General features: G+C 70.6%; 26 protein-coding genes. 15 read left to right on the top strand and 11 right to left on the bottom strand.

The features are described from left to right. Window positions 1–7: 7 nt before the first annotated feature. Genes ABFY20_RS18340 through ABFY20_RS18360 form a run of 5 tightly spaced genes read right to left on the bottom strand, consistent with a single transcriptional unit; the run spans window position 8 to window position 5,155 of the window. The gene (locus ABFY20_RS18340; RefSeq protein ID WP_368497638.1) at window positions 8–1,759 is read right to left on the bottom strand and encodes a hypothetical protein; all 1,752 of its coding nucleotides are present in this window, start codon (window positions 1,757–1,759) and stop codon (window positions 8–10) included. Further along, window positions 1,756–2,103, bottom strand: coding sequence for an L-rhamnose mutarotase (locus tag ABFY20_RS18345; protein WP_368497639.1), 348 nt, complete (start codon window positions 2,101–2,103; stop codon window positions 1,756–1,758). Before ABFY20_RS18345 ends, ABFY20_RS18340 begins: the two co-directional genes overlap by 4 nt. Next, window positions 2,100–2,870: a carbohydrate ABC transporter permease gene (locus ABFY20_RS18350; RefSeq protein WP_368497640.1), complete on the bottom strand. Its 771-nt coding sequence runs from the start codon at window positions 2,868–2,870 to the stop codon at window positions 2,100–2,102. The genes ABFY20_RS18345 and ABFY20_RS18350 overlap by 4 nt, the downstream gene beginning before the upstream one ends. Then, window positions 2,867–3,844 carry a carbohydrate ABC transporter permease gene (locus tag ABFY20_RS18355; protein ID WP_368497641.1) on the bottom strand — a complete coding sequence of 326 codons (978 nt, stop codon included), beginning with the start codon at window positions 3,842–3,844 and terminating at the stop codon, window positions 2,867–2,869. Before ABFY20_RS18355 ends, ABFY20_RS18350 begins: the two co-directional genes overlap by 4 nt. A gap of 21 nt (window positions 3,845–3,865) precedes the next feature. Beyond that, on the bottom strand, window positions 3,866–5,155 hold the full coding sequence (locus ABFY20_RS18360; RefSeq protein ID WP_368497642.1) for an ABC transporter substrate-binding protein: 1,290 nt from the start codon (window positions 5,153–5,155) through the stop codon (window positions 3,866–3,868). A 130-nt stretch (window positions 5,156–5,285) separates the two neighbouring features. Here ABFY20_RS18360 and ABFY20_RS18365 point away from each other — a divergent pair, with 130 nt between their 5' ends. Further along, a complete protein-coding gene (locus tag ABFY20_RS18365) occupies window positions 5,286–6,281 on the top strand; it encodes a LacI family DNA-binding transcriptional regulator (RefSeq protein ID WP_368497643.1) in 996 nt (331 codons plus the stop codon). A 51-nt stretch (window positions 6,282–6,332) separates the two neighbouring features. Then, window positions 6,333–6,986, top strand: a complete 654-nt coding sequence (locus ABFY20_RS18370; RefSeq protein ID WP_368497644.1) for a Pr6Pr family membrane protein — start codon at window positions 6,333–6,335, stop codon at window positions 6,984–6,986. 15 nt (window positions 6,987–7,001) lie between these two features. Here the strand turns inward: ABFY20_RS18370 and ABFY20_RS18375 are convergent, their stop codons facing one another. Beyond that, window positions 7,002–7,709, bottom strand: a complete 708-nt coding sequence (locus ABFY20_RS18375) for a helix-turn-helix transcriptional regulator (RefSeq protein WP_368497645.1) — start codon at window positions 7,707–7,709, stop codon at window positions 7,002–7,004. Between the two features lie 44 nt (window positions 7,710–7,753). Further along, window positions 7,754–8,098 (bottom strand): nuclear transport factor 2 family protein, encoded by a 345-nt coding sequence (locus ABFY20_RS18380; RefSeq protein ID WP_368497646.1) that lies wholly within the window; start codon window positions 8,096–8,098, stop codon window positions 7,754–7,756. Window positions 8,099–8,146: 48 nt separating this feature from the next. Between ABFY20_RS18380 and ABFY20_RS18385 the strand changes: the two genes are divergently transcribed. Both ABFY20_RS18385 and ABFY20_RS18390 read left to right on the top strand, forming a co-directional pair. After that, complete coding sequence (locus ABFY20_RS18385) at window positions 8,147–8,359, top strand: hypothetical protein (RefSeq protein ID WP_368497647.1); 213 nt, start codon at window positions 8,147–8,149, stop codon at window positions 8,357–8,359. Further along, a complete protein-coding gene (locus ABFY20_RS18390) occupies window positions 8,352–8,906 on the top strand; it encodes a hypothetical protein (protein ID WP_368497648.1) in 555 nt (184 codons plus the stop codon). The genes ABFY20_RS18385 and ABFY20_RS18390 overlap by 8 nt, the downstream gene beginning before the upstream one ends. Window position 8,907: 1 nt before the next feature. Here the strand turns inward: ABFY20_RS18390 and ABFY20_RS18395 are convergent, their stop codons facing one another. Continuing rightward, window positions 8,908–9,111: a hypothetical protein gene (locus tag ABFY20_RS18395; protein WP_368497649.1), complete on the bottom strand. Its 204-nt coding sequence runs from the start codon at window positions 9,109–9,111 to the stop codon at window positions 8,908–8,910. A gap of 156 nt (window positions 9,112–9,267) precedes the next feature. On the opposite strand from ABFY20_RS18395, the gene ABFY20_RS18400 reads away from it, so the two are divergent. The 3 genes from ABFY20_RS18400 (at window position 9,268) to ABFY20_RS18410 (ending at window position 13,222) form a co-directional block, all read left to right on the top strand. Continuing rightward, the gene (locus tag ABFY20_RS18400) at window positions 9,268–10,581 is read left to right on the top strand and encodes an MFS transporter (RefSeq protein WP_368497650.1); all 1,314 of its coding nucleotides are present in this window, start codon (window positions 9,268–9,270) and stop codon (window positions 10,579–10,581) included. Beyond that, the gene (locus ABFY20_RS18405) at window positions 10,578–11,747 is read left to right on the top strand and encodes a M24 family metallopeptidase (RefSeq protein WP_368497651.1); all 1,170 of its coding nucleotides are present in this window, start codon (window positions 10,578–10,580) and stop codon (window positions 11,745–11,747) included. The genes ABFY20_RS18400 and ABFY20_RS18405 overlap by 4 nt, the downstream gene beginning before the upstream one ends. Window positions 11,748–11,824: 77 nt before the next feature. Continuing rightward, window positions 11,825–13,222, top strand: coding sequence for a glycoside hydrolase family 5 protein (locus ABFY20_RS18410; RefSeq protein ID WP_368497652.1), 1,398 nt, complete (start codon window positions 11,825–11,827; stop codon window positions 13,220–13,222). A gap of 53 nt (window positions 13,223–13,275) precedes the next feature. Here ABFY20_RS18410 and ABFY20_RS18415 read toward each other — a convergent pair whose 3' ends face one another. The 3 genes from ABFY20_RS18415 to ABFY20_RS18425 form a co-directional block, all read right to left on the bottom strand. Then, window positions 13,276–14,928, bottom strand: a complete 1,653-nt coding sequence (locus tag ABFY20_RS18415; protein ID WP_368497653.1) for a hypothetical protein — start codon at window positions 14,926–14,928, stop codon at window positions 13,276–13,278. Between the two features lie 85 nt (window positions 14,929–15,013). Continuing rightward, window positions 15,014–16,204 carry an extracellular solute-binding protein gene (locus tag ABFY20_RS18420; protein ID WP_368497654.1) on the bottom strand — a complete coding sequence of 397 codons (1,191 nt, stop codon included), beginning with the start codon at window positions 16,202–16,204 and terminating at the stop codon, window positions 15,014–15,016. A gap of 203 nt (window positions 16,205–16,407) precedes the next feature. Continuing rightward, window positions 16,408–17,421, bottom strand: coding sequence for a LacI family DNA-binding transcriptional regulator (locus ABFY20_RS18425; protein ID WP_368497655.1), 1,014 nt, complete (start codon window positions 17,419–17,421; stop codon window positions 16,408–16,410). Between the two features lie 144 nt (window positions 17,422–17,565). Here ABFY20_RS18425 and ABFY20_RS18430 point away from each other — a divergent pair, with 144 nt between their 5' ends. The 8 genes from ABFY20_RS18430 to ABFY20_RS18465 are packed head-to-tail and all read left to right on the top strand — an operon-like array spanning window position 17,566 to window position 26,421. Next, a complete protein-coding gene (locus tag ABFY20_RS18430) occupies window positions 17,566–18,522 on the top strand; it encodes a carbohydrate ABC transporter permease (protein WP_368497656.1) in 957 nt (318 codons plus the stop codon). After that, the gene (locus tag ABFY20_RS18435) at window positions 18,512–19,459 is read left to right on the top strand and encodes a carbohydrate ABC transporter permease (protein WP_368497657.1); all 948 of its coding nucleotides are present in this window, start codon (window positions 18,512–18,514) and stop codon (window positions 19,457–19,459) included. The genes ABFY20_RS18430 and ABFY20_RS18435 overlap by 11 nt, the downstream gene beginning before the upstream one ends. Further along, the gene (locus ABFY20_RS18440) at window positions 19,459–20,844 is read left to right on the top strand and encodes a Gfo/Idh/MocA family protein (RefSeq protein WP_368497658.1); all 1,386 of its coding nucleotides are present in this window, start codon (window positions 19,459–19,461) and stop codon (window positions 20,842–20,844) included. Before ABFY20_RS18435 ends, ABFY20_RS18440 begins: the two co-directional genes overlap by 1 nt. After that, window positions 20,841–21,776, top strand: coding sequence for an NAD-dependent epimerase/dehydratase family protein (locus tag ABFY20_RS18445; RefSeq protein WP_368497659.1), 936 nt, complete (start codon window positions 20,841–20,843; stop codon window positions 21,774–21,776). Before ABFY20_RS18440 ends, ABFY20_RS18445 begins: the two co-directional genes overlap by 4 nt. A 7-nt stretch (window positions 21,777–21,783) precedes the next feature. Continuing rightward, the gene (locus tag ABFY20_RS18450) at window positions 21,784–22,680 is read left to right on the top strand and encodes a 5-dehydro-4-deoxyglucarate dehydratase (protein ID WP_368499826.1); all 897 of its coding nucleotides are present in this window, start codon (window positions 21,784–21,786) and stop codon (window positions 22,678–22,680) included. After that, window positions 22,677–23,756, top strand: coding sequence for a mandelate racemase/muconate lactonizing enzyme family protein (locus tag ABFY20_RS18455; protein ID WP_368497660.1), 1,080 nt, complete (start codon window positions 22,677–22,679; stop codon window positions 23,754–23,756). The genes ABFY20_RS18450 and ABFY20_RS18455 overlap by 4 nt, the downstream gene beginning before the upstream one ends. Continuing rightward, window positions 23,753–25,237, top strand: a complete 1,485-nt coding sequence (locus tag ABFY20_RS18460; RefSeq protein ID WP_368497661.1) for an aldehyde dehydrogenase (NADP(+)) — start codon at window positions 23,753–23,755, stop codon at window positions 25,235–25,237. The genes ABFY20_RS18455 and ABFY20_RS18460 overlap by 4 nt, the downstream gene beginning before the upstream one ends. Then, the gene (locus ABFY20_RS18465) at window positions 25,234–26,421 is read left to right on the top strand and encodes a GDSL-type esterase/lipase family protein (protein WP_368497662.1); all 1,188 of its coding nucleotides are present in this window, start codon (window positions 25,234–25,236) and stop codon (window positions 26,419–26,421) included. Before ABFY20_RS18460 ends, ABFY20_RS18465 begins: the two co-directional genes overlap by 4 nt. Window positions 26,422–26,428: the final 7 nt, after the last annotated feature.

Raw genomic sequence — 26,428 nt, forward strand, 5'->3', positions numbered from 1 at the left:
GTCGGTTTCAGCGGGAGGTCAGTGAGAACTGACCGGCACGCGCGACTCCCGGCACGGCGAGCGAGTAGGTCGCGAGATATTCCGGGAGCGATCGGGTGAGAGTCGAGAGAGCATCCTTGATGCCGTCGAGGTCGGTGCGCGTCTGCACCACCCATTTCTCGGTCGCTTGGAGACCGGCGACCTCCGAGATCTCCGGCGCACCCAAAGCCTCGACCTCCGCCAGCCGGAGCACCTCCCGCTCCTGATTCGCCAGGTCGGCCTCCAAGGTGCGCCGCAGCTCGTCGCGAAGGAAAGGGCGAGGTTCAGAGCGGAGCACACAGGCGAGAAGGGTCTCCCGGATGTGGAAGGCGTACGCCCTGGTCCGCGTGACGAAGCCGAGGGCCTGCAGACGCTGGAGCTGCAGGTGGGTCTCGAGGTGCTCAGCTCGATCGACCCAGGGTTCCCTGTCGAACACCGCGAGGGCATCCGTCATGCGATCGGCGGCCTGAGAGCATCGCAGACCCACGTCTTCGAGCAGCCACGGATGCGGCTCACCATTGTCGGTTCGCATGAAGACCGCATGCCGCGATGAACGCCACGCGGGTGTGTCCCAGGCAGAGGCCGAGGTCTGGGCACCCCTCACCGTCGCCGCGGTCGTCTCGTGCACGGGCTGACTCCTGCCGAGTTGACGGCCGAACCAGCTCGCATCCCAGGGGTACAGGGAGTAGGCCTCACTGGCGAGGGTCCAGAAGCGCGGGAGCCACTTTTCCCCGAAGAGCGCGGCGACGTCGTCGAGCAGCTCGCCATCGGTTCGGTTCGGTGCGCGGAAGTAGGCTGCGGCGGCGTTGAGGTTCACGTCGAACTCGTCGAGCCGCAATCCGAAGTACTCCTTCACACCGCTCACGCCGACGACACGATCGACGGCGCGCAGCTGCTCGATCGTGACGAGCGGGACAGGCAGGTGCGTCCACGGCTCGACCTCTTCGTTGGACGACGACAGGAAGATCTCGACCACGACGGGCAGGCCCCGCGAGGCGGCAGCGGTGGCTAGGTTCCGCACGAAGGCGTCGGCAGGACGTGTGCTGATGACCTCCCCGATGGTGTTGTGCACCATCACGCCCAGGCGCGACGGGTCGAGGCGGGGAACGCACGCCAGTGCCTGCCCGGAGGAGAGTTCCCAGGGTTCCCACCACACCCGTCCGTTCGGTCGTGAACGGTTCCACGCCTCCCCCAGCCCGTTCAGGAACCGCGGCAGCCTCTCGTGGAGGGGAACACCGAGGCAGCGGTCGCACCCACCGAACTCGCTGCAGAGCCAAGCATCCTGGTCGTAGGTGTAGACGAGGATGTCGTCGATCTCGGGAATCGCCTGGGCGAGAAGCGAGAGAGCCTTCTCGTACCGGTCAGTGACGCCGGGGTCGGAGATGCACTGGGGCAGGGGCGCACCGTCGAAGCCGGCTCTGCCCTGGAAGGGAATCCCGACGTGGAGAATCGTTCTGAACCCGTGTCGACGGGCCAGTCGGGCCCGGGCGGTCAGCCGGGCTCGCCGCTCACCGTTCCCTCGTCGGCCCTGGCCCGCGAGCGGTTCCGGGGCGCCCGGGATCGCGATGACGTCCTCGAGATTCAGCACCTCGTCGTCGGGCCGGTACGACCAGGCGATGTTCAGCTGCACCGCGTTGAACCCGAGCGCGCGAAGCCTGGTGAGAGAGGCGTCGTTCCACTCCACTTCGGGGTGCGACGGGGTGCCTACGAGGGCGACCCGAAGCGGGTGGTCGACACTCATGCCACCACCTCCGCGAGCTGCCGGTCGAGGTCGAATGCGTGAAGCAGCGGCACCACGGAGCCCACCGGGCGGGCCTCGTCGACGTCGCGGAACATCGCTGTCATGTACGCATCCCAGGCGTGCTGCACCTCGCTCGCCGCCATCGCCCGGCTCGACAGCTCGAAGTCGTCCGTCTCCAGGTATCCCACCAGCAGACCTGTCGGGTCGGCGAACATCGAGTAGTTGCGGTAGCCGCACTCCTTGAGGGCGTGCAGCATCTCGGGCCAGATCGTGCGGTGCCGTTCGACGTACTCGTCGATCGCCTCCGAGTCGATGCGGAGCAGGAAGCACACCTTCTGGGTCACTTGATCGCTCCGGCGGTCAGGCCTCGCTGGAACTTGCCCTGGAGCGCTGCATAGAGCAGCACGACGGGGAGCTGGATGATCACGAGGGCCGCGAAGATCTTCGGCACGTCGACGAAGAAGGCCAGCTGGAAGCTCGCGGGAATCACGGTGACGGTGCGCATGTCGGGGGCCGACATGAACAACAGAGCCAGCAGGAACTCGTTCCAGGAGTTCAGGAACGTCCAGATGCCGACCATGACGAGAGTCGGCGTCGTCAATGGGAGCATGACGCGAAGGAACGCCCGCCACGTGCCGGCGCCGTCGACCACCGCCGCCTCGAGCAGCTGATCGGGCAGCGCGTCGTACGCACCCCGCAGGAGCACGAGCGCGAAGGGCAGCGCCAAGGCCGTATAGGGGAGGATGAGGCCGGGGTAGGTGTTGTAGAGGCCGAATGCCTGCTGGATCTGGCTGAGCGGAACCAGGATGGCCGCGACCGGGATCATGAGCCCGGCGAGCACGACGGCATACAGGACGTTGCGACCGGGAAACCGGAGCTTGCTGAAGGCGAAGGCCGACACCGACGCCAGCGCCAGCACCGCGACCACCGTCGCCGCTGTGACGATCGCGCTGTTCAGGAGGTAGCGGAAGATTCCCTCCTGGGAGATGACCTCCGCGTAGTTGTCGAGCCCGCCCTGCGAGAGCGAGACGGTGACGAGGCGGTAGAGCGGAAGCATCCAGAGCACCGTCACGGCGAGCATGACGACGAGAGCGAGCCGGCCCGGCCTCATGACTTGCTCCCCTTGAGGTACTGGCGCAGCTGCACCGCCGTGATGATCATCGCCAGGAGGAACACGACCGTTCCGATGGCCGCAGCGCGGCCATCCCGCCCGTCGAGCAGGATCTGGAACAGCAGGGTCGTCGGAACCTGGCTGGCATTATCGGGCCCGCCGCGCGTGAGCACGTAGACGAGGTCGAATGTCTTCAGCGTTCCGATCACCCCGAGGATGAGGAGCGAGAAGTGTGCCGGGCGCAACATCGGCACAATGATGTGCCGGAGCGTCTGCCAGCGGGTGGCTCCGTCGAGCGAAGCGGCCTCGAGAACCTCGTCGTCGAGGCCGCTCAAGGCCGCCTGGTAGATCGCCATGCTGAACCCCGTCCACATCCACACGTTGACCACGGCGACCACGGGGAGCGCGATCGCCGGGTCGGCCAGCCACTGCTGGGTGGCGAAGCCCAGCCCGAGCTGCCGCAGAGCCGTGTTGACGGGCCCGTTGGATGCTTCGAGCAGGTCGGCGTAGAGGTAGCCGACGACGACGGGAGTCAGCACGACGGGAAGGAAGAGAAGGGTGCGCAGGAGCCCGCGCAGCAGCCCTTTTCCCTGCAGCGCGACGGCGAAGAGCAGCCCGAGGATCATCTGCAGCGGCACCGTCAGCACCGCCCAGACGAGCACGTTGCGGAAGGCGATGAGCGACGGCCGGGCCGTGGCCACCCACTCGTAGTTGTCGAAGCCCACGAAACGCAGCACGGGGTCGTTCTCGGTGTTGCCGAAGAAGCTGGTGATGACGTTGGCGACGACGGGGTACGCGATGTAGATCGCGAAGATCGCCAGGGCGGGGAGGATCAGGACGGGCCCGAGCCAGCCCTTCCGCCACCCGGCGTCGGCGGTGCTCCGCCGCTTGCGCGGCGGCGGCACCGTCGACTCCGGCGGAGGGGGACGCAGTCCGGCGACTGCCGGCTCCTGGTGGGCTGTGGTGACGGACATGCGTCTTCCTCCTCGAAGCGATCAGGCGTTGTCAGCGGCTTCTTGAACCCGCGACGCCGCATCGTCGGGCGACAGTCCCGAACTGATGAGCCCGACGAGGGCGTCGCCGAGCGCCGTGTTCACCGACGCCGACGGCACTTGCCGGTAGCCGGCGAGGTCGTCGGCGATGAGGCCCTGAATGGATGCGCGTGCCTGGTCGGCAGCTGCCGGCAGTTCAGACGGGGCCGGGCCGTCCTTGGTGACGGGGAAGTCGAGTGCCGCATCCGTCAAGACCTGCGCACCGGCGCCCTCGCTCATGAACCGGGCGAGCTGGAAGGCAGCCGCCTTGTTCTCGCTGTTCTTGTTCACGACGACGATGCCGGTGACGTCACCCGTGATGGGCGCCGTGTCGTCGCCGCCTGGAACGGGGAGGGGGATCACGTCGATGTCGTCGGAGCCGACGAGATCGAGCGAGTTCTTGTACATGTCGAGGTTCCACGATCCGTTCGCGAAGAACGCCGCCTTGCCCTGGGTGAAGAGGTCGTAGGTGTCGGTGTACGTCGACGCGCCCGCGGCTCCCTCCTGCACCACCCCGTCTGCGAAGAGCTGCTGCCACAGGCCGAACGCCTTCACCAGGTCGGGTTCGGTCCAGCTCCCCGACCCGTCGAGCGCTGCGTAGAGCGCGTCTTTGTTGAGCGACGCGGCGATGGCGAGATAGTAGTCGACGTCTTGCCAGGTGTCCTTCGCGCCGAACGCGATGGGGGCGATGCCCTTGGCCTGCAGCGCCTTCGACACCGAGACCAGTTCGTCGTAGTTCGTCGGCACGTCGAGGCCCTGCTCCTCGAGGATCGTCTTGTTCACCCAGAGGAAGCCGGCCACCCCGTAACCGATGGGCAGCCCATAGGTCTGGTCGCCGATGGTCGCTCGAGCGAGCGGGTCGGTGTTGTAGGCGTCGCGCCATTCGCTCCCGCTGAACGCCTCGGCGTAGGAGTTGATGGGTTCGATGTACTGCTGGTACTGGTTCAGCATGGCGCCCGGCTGCACCACGAAGACATCGGGGCCGCCGCCGCTTCTGAGCTGCGTCTGCAGCGCCGTCTGATAGTCCTCGAACGGCGACAGCGTCCCCGTCACCTTCACGTCGGGGTTCTCCGAGACGAACGAGGCGGAGATCGCATCGAAGGTGTCTTGCGTCGGGGTCCAGCTCTGGAAATCGAGCGACCCCGTGGCGGGGCCTGCGGTGATCTCCGTCGCCGCGGGCGCGGAGCTGCTCGAGCAGCCCGCGAGAGCTAGAACTGCAGCGATGCCGACCGCTGCGATGACAGGCTTTCTCATGCCTCGCCTCAACTTCCTTGGTAAGGGGCTCGGTCCGGATGGACCGTCGATTGCTTTATTGAATGCATTCAACTGCACTATAGGAACGATGACGGTTAGAGTCAAGCTCGCAACGAAAAGGGGTTCGAGCGTGGGTGATGTGGGAATCAGCGACGTGGCTGCCCGCGCCGGCGTGTCGGTCGGAACGGTCTCCAACTATTTCAACCGACCCGAGATCCTCGCCACGAAGACCGCCGAACGCGTGCGCGACGCGATCGTCGAACTCGGCTACGTGCGCAACTTCGCCGCTCGTGACCTGAGGCTGGGGCGCGCGAGGTCGATCGGCCTGCTCGTGCTCGACATCTCGAACCCCTTCTTCACGGAGTTCGTCGAGGGCGTGGAGCGGGTCGCCAACGACGCCGGTCTCGCGGTCATCCTCGGCAACACCAAGGAGAACGCCGCCAAGGAGGCGTCGTACCTCGAGTTGTTCCAGGAGCAGAGGGTCGCCGGGGTGATCCTCTCGCCCATCGGCGACGTGTCGGCCCAGCTCGCCGCGTTGCATCGCCAGGGGACTCCGACAGTGCTCATCGACGACGCCCCCGACCTGGAGAACACCTGCTCCGTCGCCGTCGACGACGCCTCGGGTGGCGCTCTGGCGGTGACGCACCTCCTCCGAACCGGACGGCGTCGCATCCTCATCCTCGACGGGCCTGCGCGCATCCATCAGGCGAGGGCGAGGATCGAGGGCGCCCTGCACGCCGCCCGGGCCGCCGGGGTGACCGTCGAGCTCGTGACGGTCTCGGCGTTCACCTCGGAGGCCGCGCATGAAGCCGTGGCGGAGCTGCTCGCCCGGGGCGCGCCCTCCTTCGACGGGATCTTCGCGGCCAACGACATCATGGCCCTCGGCGCCATCCGAGCCCTCCACGAGAACTCCATCGCCATTCCGGGGCAGGTCGCCGTGATCGGCTACGACGACATCTCCTACGCGTCTGCGGTGTCACCGGCGCTCAGTTCGATCCGGCAGCCGAGCGACCTCATGGGAGCCCGCGCGACCGAACTGCTCCTCGACGAACTGAACTCTCCCGACGAGCATCACCACGAGCGCGTGATCTTCCCGCCCGAGCTGCAGCACCGGCAGACCACCTGACACCACCGCCCGCCGCACCGATCACCAGCGGCCAGAGCCTAAGGTGTGGCCATGCGGAGAATCTTCGGTGTCGTGCGCGTGATCGCGGCGGGAGTGATCGTCGCGGCGGTCGTGGGCCAGCTCGTGCACTCCCTCAGCCTCGGTCAGCCCGATCTCGCTCACTTCCTGGTGAACTTCTTCAGCTTCTTCACGATCCTCTCGAACGCGCTCGCCGCGATCGCCCTGCTGGTCGGGGCCTGGTTCTGCTTCACCACGCGTGTCGATCCGCCGTGGTTCAACCTCGGATACGCGGCCGTCACCACCTACATGGCGACCACCGGCGTGGTCTACAACCTGCTCCTGCGGAACATCGAGCTGCCTCAGGGACAGACCCTGGAGTGGTCGAACGAGATCCTCCACGTCTGGGCACCGTTGTACGTCGTGCTGGTGTGGATCGTCTCGCCCGGCAAGCGGGCGCTGCCCTGGTCGGCGATCTGGGCGATCATCGTGTTCCCCATCGTCTGGGCCGTGTACACCCTCATCCGCGGCCCCATCGTGGGGTGGTACCCGTACCCGTTCCTGAACCCCGCCCAACCCGGCGGGTACGGCACCGTCGTGATCTATGTCGCCGGCATCGCGGGATTCATCGCCCTCGCGGCGAGCGGCGTCGTCGCACTCAGCCGCACCCGCGTTCTCGGCCGGAGGAAGCGAGCCACCAGGGCCTGAGCGGATGCGCGATCGTCACGCGAGGTCGCGGCTCGGCCACCGGGCGAGGTCGGCGTCCCACAGACCGGGGTCGCGCGCAGGGGCGACCTCGTCGAGGATCTCGAGGTGCGTGATCTGCTCGATGCGGAAGCCGCGGATGGCGTCGCGGAGCCGGCACCAGCCGGCGAGCAGCCACGACTCCCCGGCCCGCAGGAGACCCAGGGTCTCGACGTCGCGCACGGTGACCTTCGGGCTGCCGTCGTCGTCATTGTCAGCATAGGTGAGTCTCACGACACGGCGGGCAGCGATCACGTCGGCGAGCAGGCCGAGCGGAACGGCGCCGTCAGGCGGCGGGACAGCGTCGATGACCCGTATCGACCGGAGCAGTTCTCGCACCGGCGCCAGGTCTTCGTGGTGCACGGTCGCGGCGACCTTCGCCCTGGCACGGCGGGCGGCGGCTTGGTAGGGCGAGGAGTCGAGCAGCGCCAGCCCGGCGAGGGTGGCGAGCGACTCGGCGGCCGTGAGCTTGAGCGGCGGCAGCGAGTACTCGCGGAGGATGGAGTAGCCGCCCGTCGCCCCGTGGTCGGCGTAGACGGACACGCCGGCGCTCTGCAGCGACCCGATGTCGCGCTCGATGGTGCGGGTCGACACCTCGAACTCGCGCGCCAGGCGCGTGGCCGACCACGGCCGGACTGCACGGCGCAGCACGTCGACGAGGGCGTACAGCCGCTCGGCGCGCTTCATGGGTTCATCCTCTCAGCCGCCACCGACGCTCAGTGCGCCGACTCTCAGGCGCCCGACCCGCTCCGCATGCTGCGCTGCCCGCCCACCGACCACACGCGGGTGACCCGCCCGTCGCCGTCGAAGTCGAACACGTCGACCCCACCGATGTGCAGCTCGCCCGCCTCCGTGTCCCAGAGCAGTCGCCCGTGCCGGCCGTCGATCGCATCGGCGATGGCCGTGAACACGACCCCGGGGTGCTGGCCGTGCCACCAGTCGAGGTAGGTCGCGAAGTCGTCGGCCGAGCGGATGTCGTCGGCGGGAGTCGACCCGTCGACCTCGGTCACGGCGAAATGGATGCGAAAGTCGGCGGCGCAGATGCGTCGCGCGATGGTGCCGTCGCCGTTCCACATCGTCAGCCAGAGATCGAGTGCCGTGCGAGCTGCTGCCGCGTTCGTGTCGTGTGTCGGTTCGCCGACGCCCTGAGCCGTCTGCTGCCCGAGGCGACAGCGGAGTCGATCGTCATGCTGCGCATGGCCCTGCTCTCCATCAACGCCGCCGTACAGGCCGCCGCCGACTCCGGAGCCGATGACGCCGCGGTCGTCGCTGCAGCACGCCGCGTGGCCGGGGTCGTCACCGACGACCTGCTCTCGGGCGGGCGGCGACGTGGCTGAGCATCCGTCTGATGCGAACGGGGTCGACCCGCACGCCGACGCGCAGGCGGCACTCGAGCGCCTGCGGGTGAGCGTCTCGCCGACCGCCGCGATCTCGGGCCCGCCGCACCGCATCGACGAGGCGATCGCCGAGCTCGACCGCGCACTGCAGTCGGGGCTGGGCTTCCGCCCGCGCGACGTCGAGGGATCGGGCCCGAACCTGCGCCTCTACCGCCTGGGCGGCCGGATGCGCTGGTTCCGCGCGAACCTCACCGAGGCACTCGTGAGCGGGGGCGGCGGCAGGTTCAACATCAGCTACCACGTGCTGCTCGAACGACCCCGCCCCGACGAAGTGCTCCTCACGGTGCACGGCACCGACACGAGCTTCCGCGCCCGCTACGACCCGCAGGAGGTCTTCGGCGCGACCCTCTCGGCGCTCGCCGAGCGCATGCCCGATGTCGCCGTCAGCGACTGGTTCAGCTCCGAGACGCTGCCCCCGCAGCTCGCCTCCTCGCCCGCCGGCTTCGCCCGCTGGGTGGGCGCCGGTCGCGCGTTCTGGTGGGGCTGAGTCAGCGGCGGCTCTGGCGCACCAGCTGCAGGATGGCGATGACGGCGACCACCGCGCCGACGACGAGGAAGAACCAGCCGAACAGCGGGTTGAGGTTCAGCACCACGACGACGAGCCCGATGACGAAGGCCACCACGGCGAGCACCAGGCCCAGGATGAGCGTCGCACGGTAGCGACCGGGGCTGAGGGGTTCTGGGCTCGTCATGGGTGAACTCTAGCGAGCGGATGGCGCGCGACTCCAGACACCTGAACGAGGGTGGCGGGGCGGGAGGAGGCGACGCCGTGGCCCGTCCCGAATGGCGTGAAAGCGGTTTCTCGACTACGTTGAAGGCGCCGAGTGTTTCAGTGAGGAGCCCCCCGAGTGTCTTTCGACGAAGCCGCGCCGCGACGTAGCGGGTGGCTGCTCGACCTCGCGCCGCTCCGCGAGAGTCCCGCCTACGCGCGCTTCTGGGTGAGCGGAGTCGCGAGCGGCGTCGGCACGCAGCTCACCGCCGTGGCCATCGGCATCCACGTCTACACACTCACCGGGTCGACCGCATCCGTCGCCCTCGTCGGCGGACTCGCCCTGCTGCCGATGGTGGCGATGGGGGTGTTCGGCGGCTCCCTGGTCGACGCGTTCGACCGGCGCAAGGTGCTCATCGTCGCCTCCTCCGTCTCCTTCATCGCCCCGGTGGGCATCGCCGCCCTGGCCTGGTCGAACGTCGAGACGCCCTGGCCCTATTACGTCTTCACCACCCTCTCCTCGACGGTGGGCGCGCTCGTCGGCGCCGCCCGCTTCGCGATCCACCCCCGACTGGTGGAGCGCCGCCTCCTCCCCGCCGTCGCCGCCCTCAGCGGAGTGAGCGCCGGCGTGCAGAGCGCCGTCGGCCCCGCCCTGGCCGGCGTGCTGGTCGCGACCGTCGGCTTCGCCTGGACCTACTCCCTCGACGTCGTGCTCTTCGTCATCGGCTTCTGGGGCATCGTCTCCCTGCCCCCGATCGTGCCGGCGGGAGCCACACGGCCGGGCCTCGCCGCCATCGTCGACGGCCTCCGCTTCCTGCGCACGGCCCGCAACATCCGCACCGCGATCGGTCTCCAGGTGGCAGCCTTCGCCTTCGGCCGCAGCTACGCCATCCTCCCCGCCGTCGGTGCCCTCGTCGTGGGCGGCTCGGCGTGGACCGTCGGTCTCCTCACCGCTGCCGGCGCCGTCGGCGTCATCCTCAGCGGGCTCCTCTCGGGGCCGCTCGGCGGGGTGCGCCGACACGGCAGGGCGATCATGCTCGCGACCAGTGCACTGGCCGTGGCGGTCGCCGCACTCGGCCTGCTGCTGCTCGCGTTCGGCACGCGACCGGATGCCGGCGACAGCCCCGAACCCGTCGACATCGGCGCCCTCCTCGCCCTGTGCGCCGTGCTCGCCGTCGCGGGCGCCGCCGACAACGTGGCGGGCATCTTCCGCACCACGATGATGCAGTCGGCGACCCCGGATGCGATGCGGGGCAGGTTGCAGGGCCTGTTCACACTCGTCCTGACCGCAGGCCCCCGGCTCGGCGACGTGTTCGCCGGGTTCCTCGCCGCCCTCGGCGCGCTCTGGTTCCCACCCCTTCTCGGCGCCGTGCTCATCGGCGCCGTCGTCGCCGCCTATCTCCGCACCCGCCCGGCCTTCCGGGCCTATGACGCCGAGGACCCGACACCATGACCACGACCTTCCGCACCACCGCCGGAGCCGCGACCGCCGACCCGGCGGGCACCGCCGACACGGTGGACACGGTGGGCACGGACCGCCCCGCGAAGCTCGCACGGCTCGCCGCCCTGCTCGACGCCCGCGGAGCAGACCGACTGCAGCTCACCACGGCGGAGAACCTCGCCTGGTTCTTCGACGGCGCACGCGTGGCGGTGCCCCTCAGCGGGCCTCCCGTGTTCACGGCCACCGTGCATCGCAGCGGGCGCGTGCAGGTCGCCGCCTTCGCGAACGAACTCGACCGGCTGGCCGAGGAGGAGCTCGGCGACGACGTCGAGCTCACGGCGGTGCCCTGGCACTCACCCCTGCCGATCGCGGGCGGGCCCGGCGAGTGCCTCAGCGACGTCGAGCTCGCCGGCGAGCTGCGGGCGGCACGGGCCGAGCTGCTGCCCCTCGAACGCCTCCGCTTCTCCGGGCTGGGTGCCGACCTCGCCCGGGCCGCCACGCGCATCCTGAGCACCGCCGACCCCGCGGAGTCCGAGCGCGAGCTCGCGGCGAGGGCGGCCGGCGAGGTGGTGGCGCTCGGCGCCGACCCCGTGGTGCTGCTCGTCGCCGGGGAGGGCCGCGTGCACCACCGGCACCCGCTGCCGAGCGACGCCCCGCTCGGCGGCCGGGCGATGCTCGCCCTCGGCGCCCGCCGCCACGGTCTCGTCGCCAGCCTCACCCGCTGGGTCGGCTTCGCGACGCCCGGCGCACCCTCGGCAGAGGGGCTCGAGCCTCGGGAACGGGCGCTGCTCGAGGTCGAGGCGGATGCGCTGGCGGCCACCCGGCCCGGCCGGCGGTTGGGCGAGGTGCTGAGCGACATCGCGGTCTCCTACGAGCGGCACGGCCTGGGCTCCGACGCCTGGCTCGGGCACCACCAGGGCGGACCGACCGGCTACCTGGGTCGCGACCCCCGCGCCACTCCCGGCGCTCGCGACCTCGTGGTCTCGGGTCAGGCGTTCGCCTGGAACCCGTCGGTGCGCGGCCACAAGGTCGAGGACACCGTGATCGTCGACGACGACGGATGCGGCGACCGCACCGTGACCGTGCTGACCGTCGACCCCGAGTGGCCCACCGTCGCGGTGAACGGCCTCCGCCGCCCGGCCGCCCTGCGCCCCGCATCCGTCACCCACGCCCCCTGAGACCAGCACCGCACCCTGAACCACCGCCAACCCCTGAGACCACCCCGACGCCTGCGTCCCATCAGAAGGAGAGACACATGACCCTGGACTGGATCCGCGTGAGCGGCACCGACCTCGTCGACGAGAGCGGCCGGGTCGTGCGCCTGGCCGGAGTCGGCCTGGGCGGCTGGATGAACATGGAGAACTTCATCACCGGCTACCCGGGCAACGAGGAGAACATCCGCCGCGTGCTGCTCGACCGGATGGGCCGGGAGGCCTACGACGCGTTCTTCGACGAGTTCCTGCTCGATTTCTTCGACGAGGCCGACGCCGCCCACCTCGCCTCCCTCGGGCTGAACTCGGTGCGCATCCCGTTCAACTACCGCCACTTCGAAGACGACGCGCGGCCGTTCGAGTTGAAGGAGGAGGGCTTCGCCCGGCTCGACCGCGTGGTGACGCTGCTCGGGCGTCACGGTATCTACAGCATCCTCGACCTCCACGCCCTGCCCGGGCGCCAGAACCAGCACTGGCACAGCGACAACCCCACGCACATCGCCGAGTTCTGGAACCACCCGCACTTCCAGGATCGGGTGGTGCATCTCTGGGAGGCCCTCGCCGAGCGCTTCAAAGACCGCCCCGAGGTCGCCGGCTACAACCCGATCAACGAGCCCTCCGACCCCACGGGCGAGGTGCTGCCGGCGTTCTACGACCGGCTCGAGAGGGCCATCCGCGCCATCGACCCGCGGCACGTGCTCTTCCTCGACGGCAACAAGTACTCGACCGACTTCTCGTTCCTCGACCGGCGCTCCGAACCGCTGCCGAACACGGTGTACACCGCTCACGACTACGCCCTGCCCGGCATCACGAGCGCCACGGAGTACCCGGGCACCACCCGCGGCGAGTACTTCGACCGCGGGGTGGTGGAGAAGACCTTCCTCCGCCGCACCGAGTACATGCGCCGCACCGGCACCCCCATCTGGATCGGCGAGTTCGGCCCCGTCTACTCGACCGACCGCTCGCAAGACCCGTGGCGCTACCGGCTGCTGCGCGACCAGCTCGAGATCTACCGCGAGCACGGTGCGAGCTGGGCGCTCTGGACGTACAAAGACATCGGCCTGCAGGGGCTCGTCTACGCGGCACCCGACAGCCCCTACCGCGAGCTCATCGCCCCGGCGGTGGAGGTGAAGTCGCGGCTCGGCATCGACTCCTGGGGCGGGTCGGATGCGGGGGTGCGGTCGATCATCGATCCCATCGACGCCGTCTTCGACGCCGATTTCCCCGACTATGCGCCGTGGCCGTGGGGCCGCCAGCCGCACATCGCGGTGCTGGTGCGCCACATCCTGCTCGCCGAGCCCCTGGCAGAGCGCTTCGGCGACCTGTTCGCCGGGGTCACGCCCGAGCGCGCGCGGGAGCTGGCCCGCTCCTTCCGCTTCGACCGGACCGTCGAACGCACGGGCCTCTCCGAGGTGCTCCGCAACCACCTCGCGGAGGGGTAGCCCTCGGGGCCGGAGGCGCACGCGGGAGCCGCGCGGGGCGCGCCCCGCGCCGCTCAGCCGGCGCGGGGCGGGGTGTACCCGACGCTCTCCCGCGCCACCACGCGCATTGCGTCGAGCGTCACGCGCTCGTTCGGCTCGAGCGTGAGCGCCACCGCGACCCCGCGGTGCACGAGCTCACCCGTCACGGCGCGCGGCGCTATGCCGACGAGCTCGCGGGGCGTGCCTTCGCGGTCGGTGACGAGCCGCCACCCGTGCGGGAAGGTCGCCCAGTCGGCCCCGTCGCGCAGCACCACCGTGCCGCCGTCGTCGGAGGCCGACTCGACGAGCACCCCGTCGATCAGCCGCCGGTGCGCCACGGCCGCGCATTCGGCGCCGTGATCGAGGCGCGTCGGCGCGAGCCCGGTGAACCAGAGCGTGCCGTCGGGGCGGGGCAGGATGCCCGACATCCGTTCGACGGTGTCGAGGAACCAGAGGATCGACGGCGAGTAGACCGAGGTGAACCCCGGCGAACCGGTCCACGGGTCGAGGCACTGGGGGAAGCGGTCGGCGATCGCCACCGCGGCCAGCACCGGTGCCGACGCGAAGGCCAGCTCGGCCACCCGCCCGTGGTGCTCGAAGGCGTGCGGAGCCCGGATGAGGCTGAGGAAGTTCACCGGCCCACCCCAGGAGTTGCGCCCGAAGTCGTGATCGAAGCGCGGGTCGTCGAGCGCCAGCGAGGTGAACCCGTAGTGCGCGCCGAACTTGCGCGAGTTGAGGAGGTACCGCTCGAGCGCCTCGGCGAACAGCGCGGAGTCGCCGATCTCGCAGGCGAGCACTCGCAGCAGCACGTCGGACTGCACCCGCAGGGGCTCGCCGGTGCGGTCGCGGTCGTAGAAGAAGGAGTCGTCGGCGTCGAAGCACTGCGTCATGAGCGCCTCGACGGAGGCCGCGGCGGCGCGGCGCCAGCCCTCCACCTCGGCCTCCGGCAGGCCGAGCTCCTCGGCGACGAGGGCGAGGTACGCGCGCTGGCAGGCGACGTTGGCGGTGAGGTCGGGCGCCACCATCGGGAGAGTGGGGTGGAGCGGGTCGACCTGACGCGCATCCGCCTCGTAGGCCCGGTCGGGGGCGAACCAGAACCGGGGCGAGAGGTCGTGCCCGGTGTCGAAGGTGCAGAACGCCTCGACGCCCCCGGTGCCGAGGGTGTCGCGGTAGCGCGCCAGCCACGCGTCGAAGCGCACCATCGCGTCGTACATGGTGCGCAGGTATGCGGTGTCGCGGCCGGTGAGGAGGTACTGGTTCCACACCGTGCGGGCGAGCGGCGTGACGATCTGGATCTGGCTGAAGCCGGGGCCGTCGGCGGTGACCTTGTAGGGGATCATGCCGTCGTCGCGCTGGTGCGCGGCGAACAGCAGGTGGGTGTCGCGGGCGATCGACGGCGCGAAGCGCGCGAGCAGCTCGGAGTTGATGGTGCCGGTGCTCTCGATCCACGCCCCCGGGTACACCCCGCCCTCGGTGAGCACGGTCGCTCCGCCGTCGAGCTGCCGCACGCACTCCCCCAGCTCCCCCAGGGCCTGGTGCCAGCGCGCCTCGAGGGGGCCGCCGACGGCGGCGAACCCCAGACCGGAGGCGCCGATCTCCCCTCCGAGGGGCGAGGCGGGGTCGAGGCCCGCCTCCGCGAGCGGATCGAGCGACCGCAGGCGATCCAGGGCGTCGTCGAGGGCGGTCATGCGTTCATCCTCCAGCATGGTCGGCGGCACGGCAGAGCGTGGGCGACCCGGGGGCCGCCCACGCTCTGGGCCGGGATGGGGGTGCTCAGTCGAGGTCGGACGAGAGGTTCTTCACCCAGGTCTCGGCGGCCTCCTGCGGCGACTGGCGACCGAACAGCACCTCGGTCTCCGCGTCCTGCGAGTACTTGTTCATGTTCGCACCGCCGTCGGGCTGGGGCGGAGCCACGACGCCGGAGTCGAGCACGCCCTGCACGTACTCGGCGGCGGCCTGGCCGGGAGCGTCGAGCAGCGGCGTCACCACGGCGAGCGTGTCGGGGTTGAACGGAAGCCCGCGGGTGTCTTTGATGAGCTCGGCGGCTGCCGGCTCGTTGAGGAACCAGTCGACGAGCTTCGCCGAGGCCTCCGGATGCTTGGTGTTCGCGTTGATGGCCCAGAACGCCGACGGCAGCAGGGCCACGCCCGCGGTGTCGCCGTCGGTGGGCGGGGGCAGGATGAGCGTCTCGCCGGCCGCGCCGTAGGTGCCGATGAGGTTGCTGTAGCCGAAGGTGACGGCGGCCTGGCCGAGGGTGTAGAGCTGCTGGTCCGGCGGCAGCGCCCAGCCGGCGGTGATGATCGACGGGTCGGGCAGTCCGCCGCCCTTCTGCAGCTCGACCTCCTTCTCGTACAGCCCGGCGATGTCGTCGGCGTCGACGGCGAGCTTGCCGTCGAAGTCGTAGATGCCGGTCTCGGTCTGCTGCGCGGCGTAGGTGCCGATGATGTCCTGGATGCGCAGGTCGAGACCGTAGACCGGGGCACCGCTCGCGGTGGTCAGGCCTGCCTTGCCGATGGTGTTGGCGGCCTCGATCAGGTCGTCCCAGCTCCACGAGGCGTCGGGAACCGGCACGCCCGCGGCCTCGAACAGATCGACGTTCACGAACGCCGCCGTGGCGTTGCCGCCGGTGGGCAGGCCGTAGAGCGTTCCGTCGACGGTCGCGGCGGTGGTGGAGAAGTCGGGGTACTTGTCGGCCTGCACGATGTCGGCGACGGTGCCGAGGTCGAGCAGGGCACCCGCGCTGCCGTACTCCTGCGGCTTCGCACCGCCGAGGGCGAACACGTCGGGGGCGGTCTGGCCGCCGCCACCGAAGTCGGTGGCGAGCCGGTTGAAGAGGTCGTCGGGAGCACCGACCGGTGTCTGCTTCACGGTGATGTCGGGGTTCTCGGCTTCGAACTTGTCGATCACCTCGGCGAAGAGCGCGGCGCGGTTGTCGTCACCCCACCACGACATCTCGATGGTCACCGGGCCGTCGTCACCCGAATCGCCCGAGGGTGCCGAGCACCCTGAGAGCAGGAGAGTGCCGACCAGGAGGGATCCGGCGGCGGCTGTGGCTATGATGTGCCGTCTTCTACGCATCGTTGCGCCTCGTTCGTGTCGAAGGGAATGCGGTCGAGAAACCGCTTTCACGGAAGTTAGCATCGTGATCGGGGCGATGTCAACGCCGATCAGGAGATCGTCGAGGGCGCCGGCCCGGTCGAGGTGCGCACCTCGATATGAGGCCTGAAGACGACATCGGCCTCGGGCGTACCGCCGTCGATCAGCGCCGCCATCCGCTCCCAGGCCTGCGCCCCGAGCTCCTCATGCGGCACCGACGCCGTGGTGAGCGGGGGCGTCGTGTACCGCGCGAACGGGATGTCGTCGAAACCCGTCACCGAGAGGTCGTCGGGCACTCGCACGCCGAGCGCCAGCAGCCCGTTGAGAAGCCCGATGGCCACGAGGTCGTTGAATGCCAGCGCTGCGGTGGCACCCGAGTCGCGAACCGCCGCGGCAGCACCGAGACCGTCTTCGATGCCGGCGCCCACCGACATCCGCTCGATCGAGACCTCGGGATGCTCGCGCTCGAACTCGCCGAGCGCCTCGAGCCGGTGCGAGTTCGAGACACTGCCCGCCGGGCCGCCGAGGAACACCAGTCGACGGTGCCCGAGCTCGTACAGGTGCTGCGCGAGGTCGCGCACCCCCGCCCGGTAGTCGATCGACAGCGACGGTGCATCGACGGCATCGTTGCGGCGGTTGATGACGACGAGCGGCCGGAGCGTGCCGGCGAGCGCCTCGAGCACCTCGTCGGACATACGCGGAGCGCACAGCACCACGGCATCGCAGCGACGGCGGATCTCGGCGACCAGCAGCGGTTCGTCACCCGGCGACTCGGCGGAGTCGGCGACCAGCACCCGGTATCCACTGCGGGCGGCGGCTTTGCTGAGACTCGAGAGCATGGCCTGGAAGGTCGGGTTGGCGAGATCGGGCACGACGAAGGCGATGGCCCGGGTCTGGCCGAGGGCGAGGCTGCGGGCGAGGTGATTCGGCGAGTAGGCGAGCTCGGTCGCGACCGCGCGCACACGCTCGGCGATCGCCTCCTCCCCGAGGAATCGGCCGTTCATGACGCGCGACACCGTCGCCTGGGACACCTGCGCCCGCTCGGCCACCTCCGCGATGGTCGTCGCGCCCGGTCGTCGTCTCACGGTCGGCCTCCTTCCCACCTGACACTGCCAGAAACGATAGCGCCGCGGATGGTATTTGACGTCTCGGGGTTCGACGGTCATAATCGTGAAAGCGCTTTCTCGGCGACCGAGCCGGGAGCGCATCCACTCAACGAGGAGGTCGACGTGAGCAGTCTTGGCGAGTTGCGCAGCATCGCGCTGAACGCCCGGCGCGGTCGCAACGGGCCGAAGGAGAAGAAGCCCGACACGCTGGCGGCCTACCTGTTCCTGCTGCCCTGGCTGATCGGCCTGGTGGTCTTCACGGTCGGCCCGATGCTGGCATCGCTCTACCTGTCGTTCACCGACTACAACCTGCTCCAGTCACCTCTGCTGAAGCCTCCTGCCTTCACCGGTCTCGACAACTACGTCGACATGATCGGCGACGCCGCGTTCTGGAACGCGTTCCGCGTCACCGTGACCTACGTGGTCATCTCAGTGCCCATCCAGCTCGCCGTCGCCCTCGGCCTCGCGCTGCTGCTCGACCGCGGCATGCGGGGCCTGCCCATCTACCGGTCGATCTTCTACCTGCCGAGCCTGCTCGGCGGCTCCGTGGCCATCGCCATCCTGTGGCGACAGGTGTTCGGGAAGGACGGGCTCGTCAACGGGTTCCTGGCGATCTTCGGCGTCGACGGGCCGGGGTGGATCGGGCACCCCGACTTCGCCCTCGGCACCATCATCGTGCTGCATATCTGGACCTTCGGCTCCCCGATGGTGATCTTCCTCGCCGGGCTCCGGCAGATCCCCGAGATGTACTACGAGGCGGCCTCGGTCGACGGGGCCGGCAAGATCCGCCGCTTCTTCACCATCACCCTGCCGTTGCTCACGCCGATCATCTTCTTCAACCTCGTGCTGCAGATCATCTTCGCGTTCCAGACCTTCACGCAGGCCTATGTGGTCTCGGGAGGCACCGGAGGGCCGGCCGATTCCACCATGTTCTACACGCTGTTCCTCTACCGGATCGGGTTCCTCGAATACGACATGGGCTACGCCTCGGCGATGGCCTGGTTCCTGCTCATCGTGATCGCGGTGTTCACCGCGGTCAACTTCTGGCTATCGAAATTCTGGGTGTTCTATGACGACTGAGAACCTTCTCGCCAAGCCGGCCGCCGAGGCCGCCTCCGCCCCGGGCACGGAGGGAGACTCCCCGCAGAAGCCCGCCCGCAGCACCCGCTCGAGCGCGTCGTACCGCGCGCGCAGCCGCGTGTTCTCGACGCTCAAGCACATCGGCCTCATCGCGGCCTCGCTCGTGATGATCTACCCGCTGCTGTGGCTCGTGGTCTCGAGCTTCAAACCGAACGACGAGATCTTCCGCGACCTCACGCTGTTCACGACCAACTTCACGGTCGAGAACTACGTCAACGGCTGGAACGACCTGCAGGTGCCGTTCGGGGTGTCGCTGCTGAACTCCACGATCATCGCGGCGGGAGCGATCATCGGCAACCTGGTGTCGTGCTCCCTGGCGGCCTACGCCTTCGGCCGGCTCAACTTCCGCGGCCGCACGCTGCTGTTCGCGCTCATGCTCGCCACCATCATGCTGCCGTTCCAGGTGGTGCTCATCCCGCAGTTCACCATCTTCAAGGAGCTCGGCTGGCTGAACACCTTCCTGCCGCTCATCGTTCCGAAGTTCCTCGCCACCGACGCCTTCTTCGTCTTCCTGATGGTGCAGTTCATCCGCGCCCTGCCGAAGGAGATCTTCGAGGCCGCGCGCATCGACGGTGCGGGCCACCTGCGCACCTTCGTGCAGGTCACGCTGCCGCTCATGGTGCCCGCTCTCGCCACCACCGCCATCTTCACCTTCATCTGGACCTGGGGCGACTTCTTCGGCCCGCTCATCTACCTGCGGCTGCCCGAGTTGTTCCCCTCCTCCGTCGCGCTGAAGGGGTTCATCGACGCCCAGTCGAGTTCCGACTTCGGGTCGATGTTCGCCATGTCGGTGCTCTCGCTCATCCCCCTGTTCCTGGCGTTCCTCATCGGGCAGCGCTTCTTGATCAAGGGCTTCGCCACGACGGGAATCAAGTGATGCACACCCCCTCCCCCCGCCTCCGCTACGCGCTCGTCGGCTCCGGCTCGCGCGCCCAGATGTACCTCGACGCCATCGCCGGCGAGCATGCCGACGTCGCCGAGCTGGTGGCCTGGACCGACACCAACCCGGGCAGGCAGCAGTGGTCGCTCGCGCAGCGGCCCGAGCTCGGCAGCCCGGTGCGGTTCGAACCGGATGCGCTGGCCGACGCCATCCGCACGCACCGCATCGACCGGGTCGTCATCACCTCCCCCGACTTCACGCACGCCGACTACATCGTCGAGTCGCTCGAGGCGGGTGCCGACGCCATAGTCGAGAAGCCGCTCACCACCACCGAAGACGGGGTGAGGCGCATCGCCGAGGCGGTGGAGCGCACGGGCCGCACGGTCACCATCACCTTCAACTACCGGTATTCACCGCGCAACAGCGAGCTGAAGCGGGTGATCGCCTCCGGTGAGATCGGCGAGGTCACGAGCGTCCACTTCGAATGGATGCTCGACACGGCCCACGGCGCCGACTACTTCCGGCGCTGGCACCGCGAGAAGGCGAACTCGGGCGGGCTGCTCATCCACAAGTCGAGCCATCACTTCGACCTGGTCAACTGGTGGCTGGCTGCGGCGCCCACGCGCGTGTTCGCGAGCGGCGGCCTGCGGTTCTACGGCGCCTCGAACGCCGAGGCACGCGGGCTCGGTCCCCGGCCCTCACGCGGCACCGGCGACTCGCCCCTGCGCGACGCCTTCAGCCTCGATCTGCGCACCGACCCGGTGTGGGAGGGGCTCTACCTGCAGCAGGAGTCGTTCGACGGCTACCTGCGCGACCGCGACGTGTTCGACGAGGGCATCACCATCGAGGACAACCTCTCGCTCGTGGTCGACTACGACCAGGGCGCGAGCATGTCGTACTCCCTCACCGCCCACTCGCCCTGGGAGGGCTACACGGTCTCGGTGAACGGCACCAAGGGCCGCGCCGAGCTCAGCGTCGTCGAGCGCGGCATCGTCCTCGTCGACGAAGACGGCCGCACCGTCGTCGACCCGAGCGCGCGCCCCGACCTCGTCACCGACGACCCTGCCCGGCCGGTCGCCGACCGGCTGCTCGTGCAGAACCACTTCGGCACGGCCCGCGAGGTGCCCATCCCCGTGGCGGAGGGCGGCCACGGCGGCGGAGACGCGCAGCTGCTGCGCGACGTGTTCGAGGGCGCTCGGCCCGACCCGCTCGGCCGCACGGCCGGCTGGCTGGAGGGGGTGCGCTCGGTCGTGGTGGGGCTGGCGGGCAACCGCTCGCTCGAGACCGGGCAGGCCGTGCGCATCGCCGAGCTCGACCTCGGTGCCGGCGCGCAGGCGCTCGAGCGGGTCGCTCCCCGCACGGCCGGGGCGATGGGCCGATGAGCCGCATCATCGTCACCGGAGGCTCGGGTCGGCTCGGCCGGAGCGTGGTCGCCGTGCTGGCCGAGGCCGGGCACGAGGTGTTCTCCCTCGATCGCACCCGGGTCGAGGGGCTGCCCGCCGAGCAGATCGTCGTCGACCTCTCCGAGGAGGGTGCCGCGGCCGCGTGCTTCGAGCGCGTCCGCCCCGACGGCGTGGTGCACCTGGCCGCCGTGGCGGTGCCGTTCAGCGAGCCCGACCGCGCGACCTTCGCCACCAACACCGACCTCGCCTGGACCGTGCTCGAGGCGAGCCTCGCGGTGGGCGCGGCGTCGCTGCTCATCGCGAGCAGCCCGACCGTGATCGGGTACGGCTCGCCGAGCGGCTGGGAGCCGGCCTACCTGCCCATCGACGAACGGCATCCGCGTGCCCCGTGGAACAGCTACGCCCTGTCGAAGCTCGCCGTCGAGGAGCTCGTCGCCATGGCGGCGCGGAGAGACGGCGACCGGCTACGGGTCGGGGCGTTCCGCCCGTGCTACGTCATCGCGCCCGAGGAGTGGGAGGGCGCCGAGACGCAGCAGGGCCACACGGTTCGCCAGCGGCTCGACGACCCGGCACTCTCGGCGGTCGCCCTGTTCAACTACGTCGACGCCCGCGACGCCGGCGACTTCGTGCGCCTGTGGCTGGAGCAGGCGGCGACGCTGCCGAACGGCACCACCTTCTTCGTCGGAGCCCACGACTCCCTGGTGACGGCACCGCTCCCCGACGCGCTGGCGCAGCACGTGCCCGCCGCGGGCGGCCATGCGATCGCCGCCGACGGCGCCGTGTTCAGCAGCCACCTGGCCGAGGAGCTGCTCGGCTGGCGCCCACGACGGAGCTGGCGCACCGAGCTGCGCATGCCCGAGCAGCCCGCCGCTCCCTCATCCCGCACGATCTCGGAGGTCGAACTTGCCTGAACTCACCATGAACGACGGAGTGCTGTTCTTCCCCGTCACTCCCTTCGACGGGAACGACCGGGTCGACGGCGAGCTGCTCGGGCGGCACGTCGCCGAGCGGGTGGCGGACGGCGCCGCCGCGGTGTTCGCCGCCTGCGGCACCGGCGAGTTCCACGCGCTCTCGCACGGCGAGTACGAGACGGCGGTCGCGGCGGCGGTGGCCGCCACCGGCGGAGCCGTGCCCGTGGTCGCGGGAACGGGCGGGCCGCTCGGCCACGCCAAGGACTGCGCCAGGAGCGCCGATCGCCTCGGCGCCGACGGACTCCTCGTGATGCCGCCCTATCTGGTGGGCGGCCCGCAGCGCGGCCTCGTGGCCTACGTCGAGGCCCTCGCCGCCACCACCGAGCTGCCGCTCATCGTCTATCACCGCGGCAGCGCGACGTTCACCCCCGAGTCGATCGAGGCGCTGCTCCGCATCCCGTCGGTGGTGGGCGTGAAAGACGGTGTCGGCGACGTCGCGGCGGCCCAGCAGTTCGTGCGGGTGGCAGCGGCGAGCGGTCGCCAGGTGCTGTTCTTCAACGGACTGCTCACCGCCGAGCTCAGTCAGGCCGCCTACCGCGCGATCGGCGTGCCCCTCTACTCCTCGGCAGTCTTCGCCATGGCCCCCGAGATCGCGACGGCGTTCTTCGTGGCGCACCGCGACGGCGACTCGAAGCACACGGCAGCCCTCCTCGACGGCTTCTACAGCCCGCTGGTGCGGCTGCGCGACGAGACGCCAGGGTTCGCCGTGTCGCTCATCAAGACCGGGCTACGCCTGTCGGGGCTCCCGGTCGGTTCCGTGCGGGCCCCCCTCGTCGACCCCTCCCCCGAGCAGACCGACCGGCTCGCCGCACTGCTCGATCGCGGACGCGAGCTGGTGGCGTGACGGCACCCCGCCTCGCCTCGGCCGAGGTGCGACTGCACACCATCCCGCTGCGACGCCCCTGGGGTTCCGACGTCGTCGATGTGCGGGTGATCACCGTCGACGTCGTCGACAGCGACGGATGCGCGGGGCACGGCTTCACCTGGACCCCCACGATCGGTGGGCGCGCGGTGCTGGCCCTGCTGCACGACGACATCATCCCGTTCGCGATCGGCCGCGAGATCGGGCCGGCGCTCTGGCAGGAGTGCTGGGAGCGCATCCACGAGGCCGGTGGCGGTGGTGTCACCACGATCGCCCTCGCGGGGCTCGACCTCGCCCTGTGGGATCTCCGGGCGCGACGCGAGAACGTGTCGCTGCCCGAGCTGCTGGGGCGGCGGCACGAGCGGGTGCCCGCCTACGGCAGCGGGGTGAACCTCCACTATTCCGACGAGGAGCTCGTCGCCCAGGTCGAGCGGTGGGTGGCCTCGGGATTCGATGGCGTGAAGATCAAGGTCGGCAGGCCCGAGCTCGCCGACGACCTGCGCCGGCTGGCCGCCGTGCGCGAGGTGCTCGGCCCGGAGCGGGCGCTCATGATCGACGCGAACCAGCGGTGGGACCTCGAGACGGCGACCCTCGCCGCCCGGGCGGTCGCCGAGTACGACGTGCGCTGGCTCGAGGAGCCGCTGCGCGCCGACGATCTCGCCGGGCACGCCGAGCTGCGCCGCCGCAGCCCCGTGCCGATCGCGCTCGGGGAGAACCTGCACACCCGGTATCGCTTCCGCGACTTCATCGACGCGGGTGCCGTCGACGTCGTGCAGCCCAACGTCGTGAGGGTCGGTGGCATCACGCCGTTCCTCGAGATCGCCGCGCTCGCACGCTCGCGGGGTGTCGAGCTCGCACCGCACCTGCTGCCCGAGCTCTCGGCCCAGCTCGCGTTCACGCTGCCCGAGGCGCCCTGGGTCGAAGACGTCGAAGACGCCGGCTTCGGGCAGCTCGGCGCGCTGGTCGAGCCGAGCGGGGTGGAGATCGCCCGCGGATGGGCGACGGGCGGGCCGCGGCTCGGGCTCGGCATCCGATTTCACAGTGAGGAGTCCCCATGACCACGACCGAGACCTCCCCTGCCTCGACTGAGGTGCGTCGCCGCGCGTCGGAGGCCGAGCGCGCGTTCTCCGTCACCGCCGCATCCTCCCCCGAGACGCGTGTCGCGTGGCTGCAGGCCGTCGCCGACGCGCTCGACGCGCACGCCGACGAGCTCGTGGCGGTCGCCGACCGGGAGACGGCGCTCGGCGCCGGCCGGCTGCGCGGCGAGGTGGCGCGCACCACGGGGCAGCTGCGCCTGTTCGCCGACGTCGTGACCGAGGGCTCGTACCTCGAGGCGGTCATCGACCATGCGGTGCCCTCGGCCGCTCCGCCCCGGCCCGACCTGAGGCGCATGCTGAGGCCGATCGGGCCGGTGGCGGTGTTCGCCGCTTCGAACTTCCCGTTCGCGTTCTCGGTGGCCGGGGGCGACACCGCGTCGGCCCTCGCCGTGGGGTGCCCGGTGATCGTGAAGGCGCACCCCGGGCATCCGGAGCTCTCCCGGCGCACGGGGTCTCTCGTCGCCTCGGCGCTGCGCGGAGCGGGGGCGCCGGGGGGTGTGTTCGCCCTCGTCGAGGGCTATGAGGCCGGGCCGGCGCTGGTCGACGACCCGGCCATCCGGGCTGTCGCCTTCACCGGTTCTCTGGCAGGAGGGCGGGCGCTGCACGACCGTGCCGCCCGGCGACCATCGCCCATCCCGTTCTTCGGGGAACTCGGCAGCCTGAACCCGGTGGTCGTCACACCGGGCGCCGACGCCGCCACCGGAGCCCGGCTCGCGGAGGAGCTCGCCGGCTCGTTCCAGCTGGGGGCCGGGCAGTTCTGCACCAAGCCGGGCGTGGTGTTCGTGCCCGAGGGCTCGGTGCTGGAAGAGGCCCTGCCGCAGCACGTGGGCGGAGGCGCGGCGGCGCTGCTGACCCCCTCGATCGCCACCGGGTTCGACGAGGGGGTGCGACGGCTGGCAGCCACCGAGGGCGTCTCCGTCGTCGCGGGTCGCCTCGACGCGCTCGGCCCGGATGCCGTAGCCGACGAGGGCGCGCGCCCCGTGGTTCTCGCCGTCGACGCCTCGACCCTGGCCGAGCGGCCCGACGACATCCTCACCGAGGTCTTCGGCCCGGTCACCGTGCTCGTGCGCTACACCGGAGACGCCGGTGGCGACGACCTCACCCACGCGCTCGACGCGCTCGAGGGGAGTCTCACCGCGACACTGCACGCCGCGCCGGGCGAGCCGGTCGAGCCCGTTCTCCGCCGCCTCGAGACCCTCGCCGGGCGGGTGCTGTTCGAGGGGTGGCCCACCGGGGTCGCGGTGAACTGGGCGCAGCACCACGGTGGCCCGTGGCCCGCGACGACGTCGGCGCACACCTCCGTGGGGGCGACGGCGGTGCGCCGCTTCCTCCGCCCGATCGCGTACCAGAGCGCGCCGGCCGGCTCGCTGCCCGAGGCGCTGCGCGACGACAACCCCCTCCGCATCCCGCGTCGGGTCGACGGCGAACTCGTGCTGCCGTGACGGCGGGTGCCGCTCTCACCGGCGCGGATCTCGCCGCCACGATCGCCGGCGCCCTCGACCTCGAGCTGTCCGACGACGGGGTGAGGCCCTGGCGTCTCCCACCCGCAGCGCGCCGCTACGCCCCACCGGCGCTAGCCCTCATGGCGGAGTTCTGCGCCGGCGTCCACCTCCGGATGCTCACCGCGGCTCCCACGATCACGCTCGAGGTCACGGTGACCCGCCTGCAGCAGCGCGGTGCCTCCGCGGCGCCGGCGGTCGCCCCCTTCGTCGCCGTGGTCGACGGCCGCCCGAGCGACCGTGTGGACGTGGACGAAGGCGTGCTGGTGCGCGAGCACGACGATCGCTCGCTCCATCGCGAGGACGGTGCGCGCAGCATCGTCGCGCTCCGGCTCTCCGAGGCGACGGCGCCTGCGCCGCGGCTCGTCGAGGTGTGGCTGCCCGCCGATGCCGGCGTGGTCCTGCACTCGGTGGGTGCAGCATCCGCTCTGCTGCCGGCACCGGTCGACGAGCGCCCGCGCTGGCTGCACTACGGCAGCTCGATCAGTCACGGCGGGTCGGCGGGCACGCCGCTCGGCACCTGGCCGAGGCTGGCCGCCGCCCGGCTGGGGGTGGTCGGCGTCAACCTCGGGTTCGGCGGCAACGCCCTGCTCGACCCCGCCGTCGCGCGCGCCCTCGCCGCCGAGCCCGCCGCGGCGATCACGCTCGAGGTCGGCATCAACATCGTCGGAGCCGACGCGATGCGCGAGCGCGTCTTCGTGCCCGTGCTGCACGGCTTCCTCGACACCCTGCGCGAGGGCCACCCCACCACCCCGATCGGCATCGTCACCGCGTTCGCCTGCCCCGCCGTCGAGACGACGCCCGGCCCCATCCGCGCGGGCGACGACGGGCGGGCGACCGGCACGCCGCGCGAGGTACGCCCCGGCGACGGCACCCTCACCCTCGCTCGCACGCGAGACCTCATCGAGCACGTCGTCGCGCGGCGCGCGCCCTCCGATCCGGCCCTCCACCTCATCGACGGCCTGTCGCTCCTCGGCACCGACGAGCACCACCACCTGCCCGACGGCCTCCACCCCGACCCGGCCGGCCACGCCCTCATCGCCGCCCGCTTCGCCGTCCAGGCGTCAGCCGGGGGTGCGGGCTCAGCGGCAGGGCGGGTCTTCGCCGGCCTGCGCCTCGCGCCGTAGCAGGGTC

Source organism: Herbiconiux sp. A18JL235, from assembly GCF_040939305.1.
Taxonomy (GTDB): domain Bacteria; phylum Actinomycetota; class Actinomycetes; order Actinomycetales; family Microbacteriaceae; genus Herbiconiux.

Bases quoted from the DNA above. Each gene is read 5' to 3' on its own strand.
- ABFY20_RS18340 (WP_368497638.1), bottom strand. From the start codon at position 1,759: ATGAGTGTCGACCACCCGCTTCGGGTCGCCCTCGTAGGCACCCCGTCG.
- ABFY20_RS18350 (WP_368497640.1), bottom strand. From the start codon at position 2,870: ATGAGGCCGGGCCGGCTCGCTCTCGTCGTCATGCTCGCCGTGACGGTG.
- ABFY20_RS18355 (WP_368497641.1), bottom strand. From the start codon at position 3,844: ATGTCCGTCACCACAGCCCACCAGGAGCCGGCAGTCGCCGGACTGCGT.
- ABFY20_RS18360 (WP_368497642.1), bottom strand. From the start codon at position 5,155: ATGAGAAAGCCTGTCATCGCAGCGGTCGGCATCGCTGCAGTTCTAGCT.
- ABFY20_RS18370 (WP_368497644.1), top strand. From the start codon at position 6,333: ATGCGGAGAATCTTCGGTGTCGTGCGCGTGATCGCGGCGGGAGTGATC.
- ABFY20_RS18375 (WP_368497645.1), bottom strand. From the start codon at position 7,709: ATGAAGCGCGCCGAGCGGCTGTACGCCCTCGTCGACGTGCTGCGCCGT.
- ABFY20_RS18380 (WP_368497646.1), bottom strand. From the start codon at position 8,098: ATGTGGAACGGCGACGGCACCATCGCGCGACGCATCTGCGCCGCCGAC.
- ABFY20_RS18395 (WP_368497649.1), bottom strand. From the start codon at position 9,111: ATGACGAGCCCAGAACCCCTCAGCCCCGGTCGCTACCGTGCGACGCTC.
- ABFY20_RS18405 (WP_368497651.1), top strand. From the start codon at position 10,578: ATGACCACGACCTTCCGCACCACCGCCGGAGCCGCGACCGCCGACCCG.
- ABFY20_RS18410 (WP_368497652.1), top strand. From the start codon at position 11,825: ATGACCCTGGACTGGATCCGCGTGAGCGGCACCGACCTCGTCGACGAG.
- ABFY20_RS18415 (WP_368497653.1), bottom strand. From the start codon at position 14,928: ATGACCGCCCTCGACGACGCCCTGGATCGCCTGCGGTCGCTCGATCCG.
- ABFY20_RS18435 (WP_368497657.1), top strand. From the start codon at position 18,512: ATGACGACTGAGAACCTTCTCGCCAAGCCGGCCGCCGAGGCCGCCTCC.
- ABFY20_RS18440 (WP_368497658.1), top strand. From the start codon at position 19,459: ATGCACACCCCCTCCCCCCGCCTCCGCTACGCGCTCGTCGGCTCCGGC.
- ABFY20_RS18445 (WP_368497659.1), top strand. From the start codon at position 20,841: ATGAGCCGCATCATCGTCACCGGAGGCTCGGGTCGGCTCGGCCGGAGC.
- ABFY20_RS18450 (WP_368499826.1), top strand. From the start codon at position 21,784: ATGAACGACGGAGTGCTGTTCTTCCCCGTCACTCCCTTCGACGGGAAC.
- ABFY20_RS18460 (WP_368497661.1), top strand. From the start codon at position 23,753: ATGACCACGACCGAGACCTCCCCTGCCTCGACTGAGGTGCGTCGCCGC.